This window comes from Mesorhizobium sp. dw_380 (assembly GCF_018588885.1).
Classification (GTDB): domain Bacteria; phylum Pseudomonadota; class Alphaproteobacteria; order Rhizobiales; family Rhizobiaceae; genus Mesorhizobium.
Genome location: NZ_JAFFIW010000021.1, coordinates 46,487 through 64,205, shown reverse-complemented (window position 1 = coordinate 64,205; position 17,719 = coordinate 46,487). Strand labels below are relative to the sequence as shown.

The 17,719-nt window shown below is 63.3% G+C and carries 14 protein-coding genes, 1 tRNA gene and 1 pseudogene; 10 read left to right on the top strand and 6 right to left on the bottom strand.

What is annotated here, in order from left to right:
* Nucleotides 1-116 precede the first annotated feature (116 nt).
* The gene (locus JT360_RS20295; protein ID WP_214473528.1) at nt 117-845 is read left to right on the top strand and encodes a hypothetical protein; all 729 of its coding nucleotides are present in this window, start codon (nt 117-119) and stop codon (nt 843-845) included.
* A 42-nt stretch (nt 846-887) separates the two neighbouring features.
* Here JT360_RS20295 and JT360_RS20290 read toward each other — a convergent pair whose 3' ends face one another.
* On the bottom strand, nt 888-1,577 hold the full coding sequence (locus JT360_RS20290) for an HAD family hydrolase (protein WP_214473527.1): 690 nt from the start codon (nt 1,575-1,577) through the stop codon (nt 888-890).
* 177 nt (nt 1,578-1,754) lie between these two features.
* On the opposite strand from JT360_RS20290, the gene JT360_RS20285 reads away from it, so the two are divergent.
* Nucleotides 1,755-2,888: a site-specific DNA-methyltransferase gene (locus JT360_RS20285; RefSeq protein ID WP_214473526.1), complete on the top strand. Its 1,134-nt coding sequence runs from the start codon at nt 1,755-1,757 to the stop codon at nt 2,886-2,888.
* Between the two features lie 69 nt (nt 2,889-2,957).
* Here JT360_RS20285 and JT360_RS33995 read toward each other — a convergent pair whose 3' ends face one another.
* The gene (locus JT360_RS33995; protein WP_284731834.1) at nt 2,958-3,569 is read right to left on the bottom strand and encodes an HAD family hydrolase; all 612 of its coding nucleotides are present in this window, start codon (nt 3,567-3,569) and stop codon (nt 2,958-2,960) included.
* A gap of 21 nt (nt 3,570-3,590) precedes the next feature.
* Nucleotides 3,591-4,685: pseudogene (gene mutY / locus JT360_RS33625) on the bottom strand (A/G-specific adenine glycosylase); the annotation flags it as partial.
* A 40-nt stretch (nt 4,686-4,725) separates the two neighbouring features.
* Here mutY and JT360_RS20275 point away from each other — a divergent pair.
* The 3 genes from JT360_RS20275 to smc all read left to right on the top strand — a co-directional run bounded on the left by JT360_RS20275 (nt 4,726) and on the right by smc (nt 9,709).
* Nucleotides 4,726-5,235 (top strand): DUF721 domain-containing protein, encoded by a 510-nt coding sequence (locus JT360_RS20275; RefSeq protein WP_214473524.1) that lies wholly within the window; start codon nt 4,726-4,728, stop codon nt 5,233-5,235.
* A gap of 154 nt (nt 5,236-5,389) precedes the next feature.
* Entirely contained in the window at nt 5,390-6,133 is a 744-nt protein-coding gene (locus JT360_RS20270; RefSeq protein ID WP_214473523.1) for a DsbA family protein, read from the top strand.
* A gap of 117 nt (nt 6,134-6,250) precedes the next feature.
* The gene (smc, locus tag JT360_RS20265) at nt 6,251-9,709 is read left to right on the top strand and encodes a chromosome segregation protein SMC (protein WP_214473522.1); all 3,459 of its coding nucleotides are present in this window, start codon (nt 6,251-6,253) and stop codon (nt 9,707-9,709) included.
* Between the two features lie 18 nt (nt 9,710-9,727).
* Here smc and JT360_RS20260 read toward each other — a convergent pair whose 3' ends face one another.
* The gene (locus JT360_RS20260; RefSeq protein ID WP_352127943.1) at nt 9,728-10,150 is read right to left on the bottom strand and encodes a VanZ family protein; all 423 of its coding nucleotides are present in this window, start codon (nt 10,148-10,150) and stop codon (nt 9,728-9,730) included.
* Nucleotides 10,151-10,438: 288 nt separating this feature from the next.
* Between JT360_RS20260 and JT360_RS20255 the strand changes: the two genes are divergently transcribed.
* Together JT360_RS20255 and JT360_RS20250 are read left to right on the top strand one after the other, a co-directional pair.
* Entirely contained in the window at nt 10,439-10,987 is a 549-nt protein-coding gene (locus tag JT360_RS20255) for a hypothetical protein (RefSeq protein ID WP_250888938.1), read from the top strand.
* A gap of 80 nt (nt 10,988-11,067) precedes the next feature.
* The gene (locus tag JT360_RS20250; RefSeq protein WP_250888944.1) at nt 11,068-11,682 is read left to right on the top strand and encodes a hypothetical protein; all 615 of its coding nucleotides are present in this window, start codon (nt 11,068-11,070) and stop codon (nt 11,680-11,682) included.
* Between the two features lie 311 nt (nt 11,683-11,993).
* Here the strand turns inward: JT360_RS20250 and JT360_RS20245 are convergent.
* Together JT360_RS20245 and JT360_RS20240 are read right to left on the bottom strand one after the other, a co-directional pair.
* Nucleotides 11,994-12,068: transfer RNA gene (locus JT360_RS20245), tRNA-Gln, on the bottom strand.
* Nucleotides 12,069-12,196: 128 nt separating this feature from the next.
* Nucleotides 12,197-12,541, bottom strand: coding sequence for a VOC family protein (locus tag JT360_RS20240; RefSeq protein WP_214473518.1), 345 nt, complete (start codon nt 12,539-12,541; stop codon nt 12,197-12,199).
* Between the two features lie 225 nt (nt 12,542-12,766).
* Between JT360_RS20240 and ppdK the strand changes: the two genes are divergently transcribed.
* The 3 genes from ppdK to JT360_RS20225 all read left to right on the top strand — a co-directional run bounded on the left by ppdK (nt 12,767) and on the right by JT360_RS20225 (nt 17,672).
* Nucleotides 12,767-15,445: a pyruvate, phosphate dikinase gene (ppdK, locus tag JT360_RS20235; RefSeq protein ID WP_214473517.1), complete on the top strand. Its 2,679-nt coding sequence runs from the start codon at nt 12,767-12,769 to the stop codon at nt 15,443-15,445.
* Between the two features lie 128 nt (nt 15,446-15,573).
* Nucleotides 15,574-16,677, top strand: coding sequence for a glycosyltransferase family 9 protein (locus JT360_RS20230; RefSeq protein WP_214473516.1), 1,104 nt, complete (start codon nt 15,574-15,576; stop codon nt 16,675-16,677).
* A 254-nt stretch (nt 16,678-16,931) separates the two neighbouring features.
* A complete protein-coding gene (locus JT360_RS20225) occupies nt 16,932-17,672 on the top strand; it encodes a polysaccharide deacetylase family protein (RefSeq protein WP_214473515.1) in 741 nt (246 codons plus the stop codon).
* Nucleotides 17,673-17,719 lie beyond the last annotated feature (47 nt).

The window sequence follows — 17,719 nt, the reverse complement described above, 5'->3', positions numbered from 1 at the left end:
TTGCCGCTTGGCTTTTCCGTTCACCAGAAGGTGGTTAATTTCTACGCTGCCTCAGTCGCATTTTTGCCGCGCGGTTGATATACGTCACCAGCTTTGCGAGAGGGAAGAGCAGTTTCATGGCGTTTCATACATTCGGCGGTCGTTTTGTGGCGGGTCTTGCGCTCACCGGCTTTATGCTCGCCGCCGCCGGTTGCCAATCGAGCGACAACGGTATCCTGAACCTCGGCTTCGGCAAGAAGGATCCGGCAGCACCGCCGCCGCCGCAGGATCCCAAGATTCTGGCCAGCCAGTTGAACGCCTACTGTCCGAGAGTGACGGTGCGCGACGGCACGGCCTTCTTCAACACTTACGTCAATGAAGCTCGGAAGCCCAAGCCCAAGCTCAAAAAGACCGGCGACGCCGCGGCTGACGCTGCGGCCCAGGCCGCGGCTGACGCCGCCGCTGCCACTCCGCCCGACGATTCGGCGCGGATCATTTACCAGGCCTCGATCAGCGACGTCACCCGCGATTGCAGCCGTGCCGACGGCCAGCTGACGATGAAGATCGCCGTCGCCGGCAAGATCGTGCCGGGACCGAAGTTCACACCGGGAAACATCACCATGCCGATCCGCATCGCGGTGACGCACGGCACCGACGTGCTTTACTCGCAGATTCACCAATATCAGGTCCAGGTGACCGATCCCTCGGTCGCCACCCAGTTCGTGTTCACCGATTCCAATGTCGTCGTGCCGGCCCCGACGGCGCCGGATTATCAAGCCTACGCCGGCTATGACGAAACCGCGCCGAAGGCGACAACGGACAAGCCGAAGAAGACCCACAGGAAGAAGGTCGTGGCGGCAAACTAAGCGGTCACTGAAATGGCGTGCGTCCGACTGGAGGCACCTTTTTCAAGCGTCAGCCGACCACTCTGACAACGCGGCGATCACGCTCTTTAGCTCCGGCCAGCGGCGGATCACCGTCTCGGCGCCGGCCTCGGTCAAGGCATCGGCATGGCCGAGATAGCTGTGGGCCGCGCCGGTGAAGCCGATCACCCGCATGCCGGCCGCCCTGGCGCCGTGGACGCCGTGTACGGAATCCTCGATGACGAAAGTGTTCGCCGGATTGGCATTGAGCTTCTCGGCAGCGAGCGCGAACACGTCCGGAGCCGGTTTTGTTTTGCCGGTAGGCGTTTCCAGCGCCGAGAAGATGCGGCCGGCGAAAAACGGCAGCAGATGCACCTTCTCCAGCATGAATTCTATCCGCTCCGAGCGTGAGTTGGAGCAGATGCAGCGTTGCGCCGTGACCGAGGCAACCGCTTCGCGCACACCCTCGATGGCGCGAACGTCGCTTCGCAGTCTGCGGTCGACCAGCTCTTCGGCGCGATCGATCAGCGATACCTGGAACGGGATCTTGGACTTCTCCTCGATCCGCATCAGGATGTCCTTGAACGTCAAGCCGGCATAGGTCTCGGCAATCTCCTCCGCCGAGATCTCGTATCCGGCAAGGCTTATCAACTCGGCTTCGACCCGTGCCGCGATGATTTCGGAATCGACGAGCACGCCGTCGCAATCGAAAATGACAAGATCTGGCTGGGGCATGGTGATCCGGAACAGGAGGATGGAGGAATGGCCTCTCGGGGCTCAGGCGGCGCGGCATACACTAACGGCACCGCCTTCGCAAACCCGGCAGCCCACACCGCCGGCCTTCACCGAATATTTACGCTGATCGGTAACCATAACGGGGAGTAAACAGTAACGCGTGCCTTGGGTGTAAAAATGTCTGCCATGCGTCTTCTCGACGAGCTTTCCCTTGCTCCCCAGCAATCCGAATGGCTGGACACGATCCTCAAGGGCGACTGCGTCGCGGCCCTCGACCGCTTGCCCGAGAAGTCGATCGACGTCATCTTCGCCGATCCGCCCTACAATCTGCAACTCGACGGCGATCTGCACCGCCCCGACCAATCCAAGGTCGATGCCGTCGACGACCATTGGGACCAGTTCGAGAGTTTCGAGGCCTACGACGCCTTCACCCGCGCCTGGCTCCTGGCGGCGCGGCGGGTGCTGAAACCCAATGGCACCATCTGGGTCATCGGCTCCTATCACAACATCTTCCGGGTCGGCGCCAAGATGCAGGATCTGGGCTTCTGGATCCTCAACGACGTCGTCTGGCGCAAGACCAATCCGATGCCGAATTTCCGCGGCCGCCGCTTCCAGAATGCGCATGAGACGATGATCTGGGCCTCGCGTGATCAGAAGGGCAAGGGCTACACCTTCAACTACGAGGCGCTGAAGGCGTCGAACGACGACGTCCAGATGCGCTCCGACTGGCTGTTCCCGATCTGCACCGGCGGTGAGCGGCTGAAGAACGACAATGGCGAAAAGCTGCACCCGACGCAGAAGCCGGAGGCGCTGCTCGCCCGGATCATGATGGCTTCGACCAAGCCCGGCGACATCGTGCTTGATCCCTTCTTCGGCTCCGGCACCACTGGTGCGGTGGCCAAGCGCCTTGGCCGTCATTTCGTCGGCATCGAGCGCGAGCAGGCCTATATCGACGCCGCCAACGAGCGTATCGACGCCGTGCGGCCGCTGGAAGATGCCGATTTGACGGTGCTTACCGGCAAGCGCGCCGAGCCGCGGGTCGCCTTCGTCAGCCTGATCGACACCGGGCTGGTCACGCCAGGCGCCACGCTCTATGACGCCAAGAAGCGCTGGGCGGCCAAGGTGCGTGCCGACGGCACGGTGGCGATCGGCGACAGCGCCGGCTCGATCCACAAGATCGGCGCTGAAGTGCAGGGACTGGACGCCTGCAACGGCTGGACCTTCTGGCATTATGAGCGCAGTGGCGGGCTCACCCCGATCGACGAACTTCGCCGCATCGCCCGTCTCGGCATGGAACGGGCAGGGGGCTGAACCCCGCACCAATGCTGCATGCTTCTGCATTGATTCAGAATCTCAGCGGATCGCCGCAAGCGATTCAGATCAGGCCTTTAAACCGAAGCGTTCAAGGTCTGCTTGAAGCGTCTTGGCATCGGTGAACAGCACCGCTTGCCAGCCCGCCGCCCTGGCGCCATCGACATTCTTCTGGCTGTCGTCGATGAACAGCGTCGCCGATGGTTCGAGGCCGAACGCAGCCACGTGATGATCGTAAATGTCACGGTCCGGCTTGATCTTGCCGATCTCGCCGGAGATGGTGACGCCGCGCGGCCGATCGAGGAAATCAAAGCGTTTGCGGGCTTCGGCCAGCGTGTCGGCGGCGAAGTTGGTCAGCATGGTCACATCATGGCCGCTCTCGATCAGCCCGAGCATGATGGCGACACTGTCGTCATAGGCATGCGGCACCATCTCATGCCAGTGGCGGCGGAAGCCGCGGATGTTTTCGGCGTGATCGGGGTGGTCCGCGATCAGCAATGCCTCTGCCTCTTCCCAGGTCCGGCCGCGATCCTGCTCGATATTCCAGTCATGCGTGCAGACATTGTCGAAGAACCACCTTCTCTCCTCGGCATCGGGAATGAGGCGGCTGAACGGAATGTTCGGATCGTAGTGGAGCAACACTCTGCCGATGTCGAAAACGATGTGGCGGATTTCAGTCATGGGGCCTCTTTGTACTCTGTGGCGACGGCTTTTCGTCGCGCCGGGTATCGCAGCTTCGATTGCCTTTTTCATGACGGTTGGCAGGGCCTCTCCGGAAATCTCATCAGCGGGCGACCAGAAATACCCCTCGGGCGCATCATCTCTGACGTGGGCGTGAAAGACTTCGAGCTCGAGCGCGAAATGGGTGAAGACATGCGTGATCGTCCCTGCGCGCCGCCAATCGCCGGGAAAGGGCGCCGCCTCCGGCGTGGTGGCTCCATCCACCCGCGCCGTCCAGGCCGTGGTCGGCACCTCCGTCATGCCGCCGAGCAATCCCTTCTCGGGCCGCTTGCGCAGAAGAATGGCGCCGTCCTCGCGCACGGCCACGAAAGCAGCACCCCGCCGCTGCGGCTTGTCGGCCTTTGGAAGTCGCACCGGGAAATGCTCGGGGTCGCCTGAAACGACGGCGCTGCAATCCTCGCGCAGCGGGCACAGCATGCAGCGCGGCCGGCGCGGGGTGCAGATCGTGGCGCCGAGATCCATCATCGCCTGGGCGAAGTCGCCCGGCCTTGCCGCCGGCACCATGCGCTCGACATGGGCGCGTATTTCGGCCTTGGCTTCGCTCAGCGGCGTCGTGATCGAAAACAGCCTCGAGATGACGCGTTCGACATTGCCGTCGACCACGGCGGCAGGGCGGTCGAAAGCGATCGCCGTGATGGCCGCCGACGTGTAGGCGCCTATGCCGGGCAGGTCTCGCAAGGCGGTCTCCGTGTCGGGAAACCGGCCGCCACGCGCCGCCACCAGATCGGCGCAGGCCTTGAGGTTGCGTGCGCGGGAGTAATAGCCCAGTCCCGCCCAGGCCTTCATCACGTCCTCGGTCGGCGCAGCCGCCAATGCCTCGACATCAGGCCATTTTTCCACGAAGACCTGGAAATAGGCCTTCACCGCCTCGACGGTGGTCTGCTGCAGCATGACTTCGGACAGCCAGATGCGGTAGGGGTCGGGCCGCATGCCCCGTGCATGTTCGCGCGGCGACACACGCCAGGGCAGCTCACGGTGGTGCGCGTCGTACCAGGCGATAAGGCGCGACGCGGTATTGTCTGGCCCGGTCTTGCGGGTCTGGTCTGCTGGTGCCATTGATCTTCGTGTTGGATGAGGTCGTGGCTGGAGAACGCACATGGCAGGGAAAATGCGCTTCGGCAATCCTGTTCCGGTGAGCGATCTCGCCACCGGGATCCTCGATCCGGTGCTGCGCAAGCGGGCGGGCATCTCGATCGGTCTCGTCCAGTCGTGGGAGGAGATCGCCGGTCCGCGCCTCGCCAGCCGCTCGCGTCCCGAGAAGATCCAGTGGCCGCGCCGCCTGCATGAGGACGATCCGTTCGAGCCGGCCGTGCTGGTCATCGCCTGCGAAGGGATGGCGGCACTTCATTTGCAGCACGAGACCGGCGAGATCATCAACCGCGTCAACGCTTTCCTCGGCTTTACGGCAATAGGCCGCATCAGGATCGTGCAAAAACCGGTGACGGCGGACAAAGGACGGCCTAAACCGACCTTCAGGCCCTTGACGGCGGCGGAGAAGACAAAGTTATCCAGCACGGTCGAACTGATCGAAGATGAAGGGCTGCGCGCCTCGCTGGAAAGGCTTGGCGCAACTATCCTGGGTGAAAGGAAGCCAAGAACTCCTTGAAGACAGTCATGGATTTGTCATCGACATCTCGCATTCGTGATCGCCTTTGTCAGGTTTCGCGATTGGATTGGGGATGGAGATGCCTTAATTCGCGCCAACTCTCGCCTTTTCGTGCCTTTGCATTGCAAAATCCAACCCTTGTCAGGTGATTCGTATGAACCGTCCTCCGTTCGGCAACAGCTTGTCTCGCAGAAACGTCCTGTCTTCGCTGGCCGCCATTCCGGCGGTGGCCCTGCTCGCCGCCTGCAGTGACTCGGGCGAACAGGCCAAGGCGGCGGATGTGAAGCCCGCCGATCCGGCCGCACCCGCAAAGCCGGCGACGCCGGCCGCGGTCCAGGCGCCGGAAGCGCAGGGCACTGTCGACATGGCGGAACTGCTGAAGCCGGGCGCATTGCCCGACAAGCAGCTCGGCAAGGACGACGCCAAGGTCACCATCGTCGAATACGCCTCGATGACCTGCCCGCATTGCGCGCATTTCGCCGAAACGACCTTCCCGGAACTGAAGACCAAGTACATCGACACCGGCAAGGCGCGCTACATCCTGCGCGAATTCCCGTTCGATCCGAGCGCTGAAGCGGGTTTCATGCTGGCGCGCTGCGCCAAGGATAACTATTTCCCGATGGTCGACGTGCTGTTCAGGCAGCAGGCGAACTGGGTGGGCGTGTCGAACACCAAGGACGCGCTGCTGCAAATTTCGAAGCTCGCCGGTTTTACACAGGAGTCCTTCGAGGCCTGCTTGACGGACCAGAAACTTCTGGACGATGTGAGATCGGTCCAGAAGCGCGGCGCCAATGAATTCAAGGTCGACTCGACACCGACCTTCTTCATCAACGGTAAGACCTACAAAGGGGCGATGTCGATTGAGGAAATGTCGGCCATCATCGACCCTCTGCTCTGACGCTCGTTCAGCGCTGAGGCGGCAGCGCCCCGGCGCTGCTCGACCAGTCGTCTTGCCGCGGATTCTCTTCGCAAGACCGCGGAACACTTTTGCCGAACCCGCCTATGAGGCGCGTGAATGAAGTTTTCGCGCCTTCGCCTCCTTGGTTTCAAGTCTTTCGTCGAGCCCGGCGAGTTCGTTATCGAACGCGGCCTGACGGGTATTGTCGGGCCGAACGGCTGCGGCAAGTCGAACCTTGTCGAGGCGCTGCGCTGGGTGATGGGCGAAAGCTCCTACAAGAATATGCGCGCGTCCGGCATGGACGACGTGATCTTTTCCGGCTCGGGCGCTCGGCCCGCGCGCAACACCGCCGAAGTCACGCTGTTCCTCGACAATAGCGACCGCTCGGCACCCTCCGCCTTCAACGATGCCGATGAGTTGCAGGTGTCGCGCCGCATCGAACGTGAGGCGGGTTCGCTCTACCGCATCAACGGCAAGGAAGCGCGCGCCAAGGACGTGCAGCTTCTGTTCGCCGACCAGTCGACCGGCGCGCGCTCGCCGTCGATGGTCGGGCAGGGCCGCATCGGCGAACTGATCCAGGCCAAGCCGCAGGCGCGCCGTGCGCTGCTCGAAGAAGCGGCCGGCATTTCCGGCCTGCACACCCGCCGCCATGAGGCCGAACTGCGGCTCAAGGCGGCCGAACAGAATCTGGAACGCCTGGACGACGTCGTCGGCGAGCTGGAAAGCCAGATCGAAAGCCTGAAGCGCCAGGCGCGCCAGGCTTCCCGCTTCAAGAACCTGTCGGCCGATATCCGCAAGGCCGAAGCGACATTGCTGCATCTGCGCTGGACGCTGGCCAAGACGCAGGAGGGCGAGGCGCGCTCGGCGCTGGCTATCGCCACGGCGCTGGTCGGCGACCGCGCCGCTGCGCAGATGGCCGCCGCCAGGGAGCAGGGCATCGGCGCTCACCGCCTGCCGGACCTGCGCGATGCCGAAGCCGCCGCCGCCGCTGCGTTCCAGCGCCTGTCGATCGCCAAGTCGCAGATCGAGGAGGAGGCTGGCCGTATCCGCGCCCGTCAGGCCGAACTCGAGCGCCGGCTGCAACAACTCGACGGCGACATCGCCCGCGAGGAGCGCATGGTGCGCGACAATGCGGATATTCTTGAACGCCTGCGCGCCGAAGAAGCGACGCTGAACTCCGAAAATGCCGGCGCGGCGGAGCGCGAGGCCACCACCCGCGCGGCCTTCGAACGGGCTGCATCGACGCTTGCGCAAAGCGAGGCAAAACTCGCCGCGCTGACCGCCGAGCGGGCCGAGGCGGCCGCCTCGCGCAACCAGATCGAACGCACGCTGCGCGACACGGCCGAGCGCCGCGACCGCTTCGCGCGCCAGCTCGCCGAGGTCGATCGCGAACTGTCTGACATCCTCTCCAAGGTCGCCGGCTTGCCCGATCCGGCCGAAAAGCGCGAACTGGTCGAACAGGCCGTCGCGCTGCTGGAGGAATCCGAGGCCGCCGTGTCGCAGGCCGAACAGTCGGTCATCGACGCCCGTACGAACGAAAGTGCCGCTCGGCCGCCGCTTCAGGATGCCCGGGCCGAGCTAGCGCGGATCGAGACCGAAGCGCGGACGCTGGCCAAGATCCTCAACGCCGCCAGTGGCGATCTCTTCCCCTCGGTGCTGGAGCAGATCAGCGTCGAGCGCGGCTTCGAGACGGCGCTCGGTGCCGCGCTTGGCGAAGACCTGGACGTGCCGCTCGACCGCAGCGCGCCGGCGCATTGGGGCGAAAGCCAGATCCAGCCCGGCGACGCGGCGTTGCCGGAAAGCGTGAAAAGCCTTGCCAGCGTGGTGCGCGCGCCGGCGCAACTTGCCCGGCGGCTGGCGCAGATCGGCATTGTCGAGGCGGCCGACGGCCGCCGGCTGCAGGGGCTGCTTGCGCCCGGCCAGCGTCTGGTCAGCCGCGAGGGTGCGCTGTGGCGCTGGGACGGCCTTACCGCCAGCGCCGATGCGCCGACTGCCGCGGCACAAAGGCTGGCGCAGAAGAACCGGCTTGCCGAACTCGATGCCGAAGCGGTGCAGGCGACACTTGTCTTGCGCCAGGCAGAAGAAGCGCTGGCGCAGGCTGAACAGGCGCTTCGCCAGGCGAGCGAGGCCGAACGCAACACGCGCCAGGCCGGGCGCGATGCCCAGCATCGGCTGGACGCTGCCCGCAACGCGCTGGCCGAGGCCGAGAAGGCCGGTGGCGAGCTGTCGAGCCGGCGCGCCGCCTTGGACGAGGCGCGCGCCCGCATCGTCGACAGCCATGAGGAAACCTCGGCGGCCTTCGTCGAAGCCCAAATGCTGCTGCAGGACGCGCCCGATCTCGGCGACCTGCAATTGCAGCTCGAACAATCCTCGGCCAATGTCGCCCGCGACCGCGCCACGCTTGCCGATGCGCGCGCCGTCCATGAGGGGTTGCGGCGCGAGGCCGAGGCGCGCACACGCCGGCTCGATGCCATCGGCGCCGAGCGCAGCAACTGGTTGGTGCGAGCCGAAAACGCCTCGACGCAGATCGCATCGCTCGGCGAGCGCAAGGCCGAGGCCGAGGCCGAGCGGGAACGACTGGCCGATGCTCCGGATGAGATAGACGCCAAGCGGCGCGCGCTGCTGTCGCAGCTCACCGAGGCCGAAACCTTGCGCAAGGCAGCCGCCGATCGCCTGCAGGAAGCGGAAAACCGGCAGTCCGAACTGGACAAGGGAGCCACCGGCGCCATTCAGTCGCTGGCCGAGGCGCGCGAGACCCGCGTGCGCGCCGAGGAACGGCTGACGGCGGCCGACGAACGCCGGCTGGAGGTCGAGGCCCGCATCCAGGAGACGCTGAACACGCCGCCGCATCTGGTCATCCGCCACACCGGCCTGGAAGCCGACGATCCGATGCCCGAAATGCCCGAGATCGAGCGCCAGCTCGACAGGCTGAAGATCGAACGCGAACGGCTCGGCGCCGTAAATCTGCGCGCCGAGGAAGAGCAGAAGGAGCTCTCCGACCGGCTCGAGGTGATCGTCTCCGAGCGCGAGGACATCATCGAGGCGATCCGTAAGCTCCGGCAAGCGATCCAGAGCCTCAACCGCGAAGGCCGCGAGCGGCTTCTCGCCGCCTTCGGCGTCGTCAACAGCCATTTCCAGCGGCTGTTCTCGCATCTGTTCGGTGGCGGCACGGCGGAATTGCAGCTGATCGAGTCCGAGGATCCGCTCGAGGCGGGGCTCGAAATCCTTGCCCGCCCGCCCGGCAAGAAGCCGCAGACCATGACGTTGCTGTCGGGCGGCGAACAGGCGCTGACGGCGATGTCGCTGATCTTCGCCGTCTTCCTGACCAATCCGGCGCCGATCTGCGTGCTCGACGAGGTCGACGCGCCGCTCGACGATCACAATGTCGAACGCTTCTGCAATCTCATGGACGAGATGGCCAAGACCACCGAGACGCGCTTCGTCATCATCACCCACAACCCGATCACCATGGCGCGTATGGACCGGCTGTTCGGCGTGACCATGGCCGAGCAGGGCGTCAGCCAGCTCGTTTCGGTCGATCTGCAGGCCGCCGAGGCCATGCGCGAGGCGAGCTGACGCGGGCCGGGCTCTCGATTACCCGCTTTTGCGGTGCATGGCCCAGTTCGCACACATCGCGACCACGAGACCGCACGCCATGCCGATGCAATCGGCAACCCAGTCGAACACATCGAGATCGCGGCCTATCAACGTCGTGCCCTGAAGGATCTCGATCGCGGCCCCGACCACGGCCAGGAAGAGTATCAGCCTGGCTTTGCGCTCGGGCCAGCCGAGACTTCCAAGGACAGCCAGGGCGGCGAACGCAATGGCGTGGTTGAGCTTGTCATAGCCGAGGCCGATGTCGATCCCGAATTCCTGAAGCAGGGACTCCGGCAGCAGCGCGAGGACCAGAATCGCAACGAACGTGACGACAAAGGCGCTCCGGACGACTGAATGGGATGTCATTCTGCTCCTACGATTGCATTGGCTGGTTCGAAAAACAACGAACCTTCCCGTGATGAACTGGAACCCCGTTTACTTCGGGTCTTCCGCTTGCAGTGCTGCCATGCATAATTCGAATAAGTTCGCATCCAGCTATAGAGTTGCCACATGATGCCAATGTACATTGGGTATGATCCACGCGAGGCCCGTGTTCTAGATGTAGCGCGATGGAGCGCCTACCGGCGGACAAGCACGCCGTTGCAGATACAGCCACTCGTGCTCAAGGACCTTGAAGCCCAAGGAATCATGAAGCGGCCGATGGAGGTACGTGACGGTAGACTCTGGTGCCCGATCTCCGAGGCACCGATGGCGACCGAGTTTGCCATATCGCGCTTTGCCGTTCCGTTTGTGCGGCAAGGCGGCTGGGCCATGTTCTGCGATTGTGACGTTCTGTTTCTAGAGGACCCAGTCAAGCTGCTCGACCTGGTCGATCCTTCCTACGCGATTATGGTTGTTAAGCACCAGCAACGCGAATCCGAAGCGGTCAAGATGGACGGACAAACGCAGACGTTCTATCGGCGCAAAAACTGGTCGTCGGTCGTTTTGTGGAATCTAGATCATCCCGCCAACAAACGGCTGACGAACGAAATGCTTAATACGTGGCCCGGACGCGACCTCCATGCCTTCAAATGGCTTGAGGACCATGAGATCGGGGAATTGCCTCTGGCGTGGAACTACCTCGTAGGGGCGTCGGCTTCCGAACTCGACCCCGCCGATGTGTCGCTGGCGCACTACACGCTCGGCGGTCCTTGGTTTGCCGGCTGGTCTGGCACCACACAATGGGATGAATTGTGGAGCCGAGAAGAGAGCATTCTGCGCGCGTTTGAGGAAAATGCGGTTCAGATCCCCGCATGAGGACTCCGCTTTCGGATCTCTTGCCAACCCTGTCAAAGCCAATTCTTCGCTTGCCCAGGGTCACGGGTCCCGCCTTGGTCATGGGATCGGCGCCGAATTTTCGCCTGCCGGGAGGACATGATGCCGATTGGGCACTTGTGACCGTCAATGCTTCCCAGCTGTTGGCGGAAACCTTTGGCCTCCCCGTTCCCGATATCGCCCTCATTCGCCGCGGCATTTTAGTCGGCGAGGGCGAGCAGGACTTTTATAAGCGTGATTTGTTGAAAGGACGGCGGGCAAAGCATCTGATTGTCCCGGTTTGGCCCGACGGCGAGGACAAGCTGGAAGCCGGTTGTCGCACCTTCGACTATCGTTACGACACCTTGCAGGCGCTGACCAAATGGCAGCTTGCCAACATCGTCTGGCGGCTTAGCGGCAAATATCATGTGTCCCGCGGCTGGCATCGGAAAATCTCCACTGGAGCCTTCGCGATCATGCTGGCGCGTTTCGCCGGCTTCGATCCCGTTGTGGCCAGCGGATTTTCCCTGTCCCAAGCCGGGCATGGATACGACACCCGAAATGCCTTTCGATATCATGCCGACGAAGATGCGGCTTTGCTTCGACGGGTGGTGAGAAGGGGTGAGCCAATTTACGCTGAGGACAAAAACTTCGCTGCAGAAAGTGGATTGCCCTTATGGCAGGGACAGATGCCATGATGACGACAGCAGCAGGCCGACGGCTAATGGCACAAATACTCGGAGCCGGTACGCCACGGCCAGGCGGAAGAATCATACATGGATGATGGCGTCCGGCTCCTGGAACCAGCACGCAACGCGAGCCAGTTATTCCTTCAGCAGCCCCCGCGCCAGAAGAAACGGCTTCTGAATTTGGTACTGTCGAACTGCGAATGGCATCGAGGCGAGGTTCGCGCGACCTTCAGGCAGCCTTTTGACTTGCTTGCCAAAACTGTGGCGGCCGAAGCGATGGAACGAGCCGACGAACCGAGTTATCCACAGGGCATCCAGTTTGGCTGGGGCGCCAGGATTCGAACCTGGGAATGTCGGTACCAAAAACCGATGCCTTACCACTTGGCGACGCCCCAATAGCCGTCAGAGTCGCTTGTGCGGCGCGTTATTAGCAGAGCGGTCGAAAAGCACAATGCTTATGAGCGACCGCGAGAACACTCAACCGGCCAGCAGCGCGATTGCCGCCAGATGACCCGGCAACGGGCTATTGGGACCACACGGCCAGCTCATTGCCGGCCGGATCGACGAAGTGGAAACGCCGGCCGCCGGGGAACGCGAAGATCGGCTTGACGATCGTGCCGCCGGCGCTTTCGACGGCGCTCAGCGTTTCCTCGAGGTTTTCGCTGTAAAGCACGGGCAGCGGCTTGGCCGGCGCTTCCGCGGCGTCGGCCTGAAAACCGCCATCCAGGCCTTCGGCAAAGGCGGAATAGGTCGGTCCATAGTCGGTGAACGACCAGGCAAAGGCGGCACTGTAGAAAGCCTTCAACCGGTCCAGCGTGCCGCCGGTCGCCGGCATTTCCAGATAGTCGAGTTTTCCAGGCTGTTTCATACGGCACCTCTTTGTTCCCTTTGTGTTCTAGTCATCGGACCGTGAGGTGGCAAGTCTTTTTGCCGCATGCCCGGGCGGGGCTTTTTCTTAATCGATTGTAGCGGCCTGGGGCTTTGCCGGGCGCTTGCCTTTCGCACTGCAGCATCATATCGCTCCAAAGTCGGACACGGGCGGAGCTTTCCGTTTCGCCCATCTTTCCAATCTCCTGCAACCGGAGAGCAAAGCATGACCAAATGGGTTTTCACCTTTGGCGATGGGGCGGCGGAAGGCCGTGCCGGTGACAGGAATCTGCTGGGCGGCAAGGGCGCCAACCTGGCAGAGATGTGCAGCCTGGGCCTGCCGGTGCCTCCGGGCTTCACCATCACCACCGAGGTCTGCAATGCCTATTATGCCAATGGCCGCGCCTATCCGGCGGAGTTGGAAGCCGATGTCGCGGTCGCGCTCGATCACATCGGCCGGCTGACCGGTCGCCGGTTCGGCGATCCGTCGAAGCTGCTCCTGGTGTCGGTGCGCTCCGGGGCTCGCGCCTCCATGCCAGGCATGATGGACACCGTGCTCAATCTCGGCCTGAACGACGAGACGGTCGAGGCGTTGGCCACCGATTCCGGCGATGCCCGCTTTGCCTATGACAGCTACCGCCGCTTCATCCAGATGTATTCCGATGTCGTCATGGGCCTCGACCATGAGGCGTTCGAGGAAATCCTGGAAGACCAGAAGGCCAGCCTCGGCCATGAGCTCGACACCGAACTGACCGCCATCGAATGGCAAGGCGTGATCGCGCTCTACAAGGCCAAGGTCGAGGAAGAACTCGGCATGCCGTTCCCGCAGGATCCGCAAGAACAGCTCTGGGGCGCCATCGGCGCTGTGTTCTCGAGCTGGATGAACAACCGCGCTATCACCTACCGGCGTCTGCACGATATCCCCGAAAGCTGGGGCACGGCGGTCAATGTCCAGGCCATGGTGTTCGGCAATATGGGCGAGACCTCGGCAACCGGCGTCGCCTTCACCCGCAACCCGTCCACCGGCGAAAAGCAGCTCTATGGCGAATTCCTGGTCAACGCGCAGGGCGAGGACGTCGTCGCCGGCATCCGCACGCCGCAAAACATCACCGAGGCGGCCCGCATCGCCGCCGGCTCCGACAAGCCGTCGCTGCAGAAGCTGATGCCGGACGCCTTCCAGTCCTTCGTCACCATCTCCGACAGTCTGGAAAAGCATTACCGCGACATGCAGGATCTCGAATTCACCATCGAGCGCGGCAAATTGTGGATGCTGCAGACCCGGTCCGGCAAGCGCACCGCCAAGGCGGCGCTGAAGATCGCCGTCGAGATGGCCAGAGACACGCTGATCACCAGGGAAGAAGCGGTCGCGCGCATCGATCCTGCCTCGCTCGATCAATTGCTGCATCCGACCATCGACCCGAAGGCCGCGCGCGACGTCATCGGCGTCGGCCTGCCGGCGTCTCCCGGGGCTGCCACCGGCGAAATCGTCTTTTCCTCCGCCGATGCCGAGGACCTCAAGGCACAGGGCCGCAAGGCGATCCTGGTGCGCATCGAGACCAGCCCCGAAGACATCCACGGCATGCATGCGGCGGAAGGCATCCTGACCACGCGCGGCGGCATGACCAGCCATGCGGCCGTCGTCGCGCGCGGCATGGGCAAGCCTTGCGTTTCGGGCGCCGGCTCGCTGCGCGTCGACTACAAGGCCGGCACGCTGCTTTCGATGGGGCAGACCTTTCGCAAGGGCGACATCATCACCATCGACGGTGGCAATGGCCAGGTGCTGAAGGGCGCCGTGGCCATGCTGCAGCCTGAACTTTCGGGTGATTTCGCCGCCATCATGGAATGGGCGGACGCGGTGCGCCGCATGAAGGTGCGCACCAATGCCGAAACGCCGCTCGATGCACGCATGGCGCGCTCCTTCGGCGCCGAGGGCATCGGGCTTTGCCGGACCGAGCACATGTTCTTCGACGGCGCCCGCATTGTCGCCATGCGTGAGATGATCCTGGCCGACACCGAGAAGGATCGGCGCGCCGCCCTGGCGAAGCTCCTGCCCATGCAGCGCTCGGATTTCCTGGAACTGTTCGAGATCATGGCCGGCCTGCCGGTGACGATTCGCCTGCTCGATCCGCCGCTGCACGAATTCCTGCCCAAGACCGAGGCTGAAATCGCCGAGGTCGCCGCCGCCATGAATGTCTCGCCCGACAAGCTCAGGCAGCGCACCGAGGCCCTGCACGAGTTCAATCCGATGCTCGGCCATCGCGGCTGCCGGCTGGCCGTCTCCTATCCCGAGATCGCCGAGATGCAGGCGCGCGCCATCTTCGAGGCCGCCGTCGAGGCTGGCAAGAAGGCCGGCGCGCTGGTGGTGCCCGAGATCATGGTGCCGCTGGTCGGCCTGGTGAAGGAACTCGATTACGTGAAGGCCCGCATCGATGCGGTCGCCAAGAGTGTCATGGCCGAGAGCGGCGTCAACATCGATTACCTGACTGGAACCATGATTGAGCTCCCCCGCGCGGCGATCAGGGCCCATGTGATCGCCGAGTCGGCCGAGTTCTTTTCCTTCGGCACCAACGACCTCACCCAGACCACCTTTGGCATTTCGCGCGACGACGCGGCCTCGTTCCTGGAAACCTATCGCCAGAAGGGCATTATCGAGCAGGATCCGTTCGTCTCGCTCGACATTGATGGCGTTGGTGAACTGGTCCGCATGGCTGCCGAAAAGGGCAGAAGGACGCGGCCCGATATCAAGCTCGGCATCTGCGGCGAACACGGCGGCGATCCCGCGTCGATCCGGTTCTGCGAGGAGGTCGGCCTCGACTACGTGTCCTGCTCGCCCTATCGCGTGCCGATCGCCAGGCTGGCTGCCGCACAGGCGGCGGTGCTGAACGCGAAGGCGAGCAAAGGTTAGGATCTTAGCCCTCGCCAAAATTTACGGTTTTGTATAAAAACTCACGTGAACATGCGGACGGCATCGCGTAGTCTCGACATTGTTCCTGCCCAGTTTTGCGGACGGCCGCCAATTGTCCCCGGAATCCGATGTTGCAGATATCACCCCCACCGTTCCGCTTGATCCTGATCATTCAAACGAAGTTCATCGGGGATGTCGTCCTCGCCTCGACGCTCGCCAGGAACCTGCAACTCGAATTCCCCGATGCCAGGATCGTGTTTCTCTGCGAAGCACACTTCAAAAGCTTCGTGGTTGCACACGGCATCGCTTCCGAGGTGGTCACGTTCCGGCGCTCCCGGATGCGCGGCACTCCGCTGGAGCGCGGAAAAGAACTCTATGCCGTGGTGCGGGCGCTACGCGACTTCCGTTTCGACCTGACGATCGACCTGACCGATTCAAAGACCTCGCGCATTGTCAGTGGGCTCGTCAACGCAAAGACCCGCGTCGGCTACAATCCTCCCGAAAGGCCTCTCAAGCTGCTGGAGCGGCAGCCCGCCAATCTGTTTGCCAAGCCGTTCGGGTTTGGCGGCCAGCATTTTGTCTATCGCTATCTTTCGCCGCTTGAAGCGCTCGGCGTCGATCTGCGCGTGACGATGCCAAGCATAGAGCCGCTGCCGTTCGAGACCGACAAAGCCTTGGCGCTCCTGGGCGAGCATCATCTCGACCCAAACGGCTTCATGGCCGTGCATGCGGGTGCGAGCTTCAAGGGCCGGCAATGGCAGCCGGAGCGGTTTGCCGAGGCGATCGACCAAATTGCAACGGACACCGGCCTAGGCGTCGTCCTGGTGGGAGGGCCGGACGAACGCGAGACCGCCGGGCGGATCCTCGCCAGGACGGCGACGCCGGTCGTCGACCTTGTCGGGACGCTGTCGCTCGAGAGCCTGTTGGCCGTTCTGAAACAGGCGCGGCTGTTTCTTGGCAATGAGAGCGGCCCTATGCATATGGCTGCCGCCGTGGGCACGCCGGTTGTCGGGCTTTTTGGTCTGACGGATCCGTCGCGCTGGGGGCCGGTCGGCGTGCCCAGCATCGCACTTCGGCCGCCGATGCCATGCGACTGCGTGGCCAAGGGCTTGTGTCGCTGGCCCGATCCCAGCAGGGTTTGCTGCGTCTGGCGTCTGGAGGTGAAGCCGGTCGTCGAAGCGGCGCGCGAACTCCTCTCGCGCACCGAGGTGAAGCGGGAACGCGCTGGCTGAATGGGGTTCGACCGTAAAGCCCGTTGAACTCGTGCACCGCGCGAGCGGTCAAATTGTCGCGACAGGCGATTTTCTGCTATCCATCGTCCCGATTTCCGCCTTCATGCGGGGTTTGGGATACCGGCTTGAAATCGTGAGAGCAATTCCAGGAAAAGTGCGTAACGCTTTCCTAGTGAATAGCGTCAAAACAAAAAGTTGGAGCGGGTCGCCGTTTCCGTGAAACGGTGAACTGCCCCAGTCAGGAATTCAGGTTTATGCGTCTGCTGCAAAGACATCTCTGCATGATCGCCATGTCGTTGGCGGCGGTATCCAGCGCCCATGCCGCTCCGTTGGTCGAACCCACGCTGCACATCAAGCCCGCGGCAAGTGGGACGGGCCGCGTTGCACTCACGCTCGATGCCTGCGGTGGACAGACCGACACACGCATTCTCACGGCGCTGGTGGAAAACAAGATACCGGCGACGATTTTCGTCACCGGCATCTGGCTGAAGCGGAACGCCGCGGCCGTCGAGATCATGCGGGCGCATCCCGACCTTTTCGAGCTGGAAAATCACGGCGGGCGTCATATTCCAGCGGTCGACACGCCACAGAAGATCTATGGCATACGCAGCGCCGGCAGCCCGGAGGCCGTATTGGCAGAGGTGGAGTCCGGTGCCGCGGCTCTTGCCAGGACCGGCGAGCCGGCGCCGAAATGGTTCCGTGGCGCAACGGCCGAATACAGCCCTGCGGCCATCGCGATGATCCGTAAACTGGGCTTCAAGATTGCCGGCTTCTCGATCAATGGCGACGGCGGCTCGTTGCTCGGCGCCAAGGAAACCGCCAGGCGCATCGCCGCGGCCAAGGACGGTGACGTCATCATCTCCCACATCAACCAGCCGACCCACGCCGCCGGCGAGGGCGTGGTCCAGGGCCTGCTGGCGCTCAAGGCCAAGGGCATGACCTTCGTGCGTCTGGACGATGCCGATGGCGTCGGCAATCACGGCACCACCGACTGAGGCGCGCCTATAGTCAGGGGAGCCCTGAGCGCCTTCCGGTCGAATGC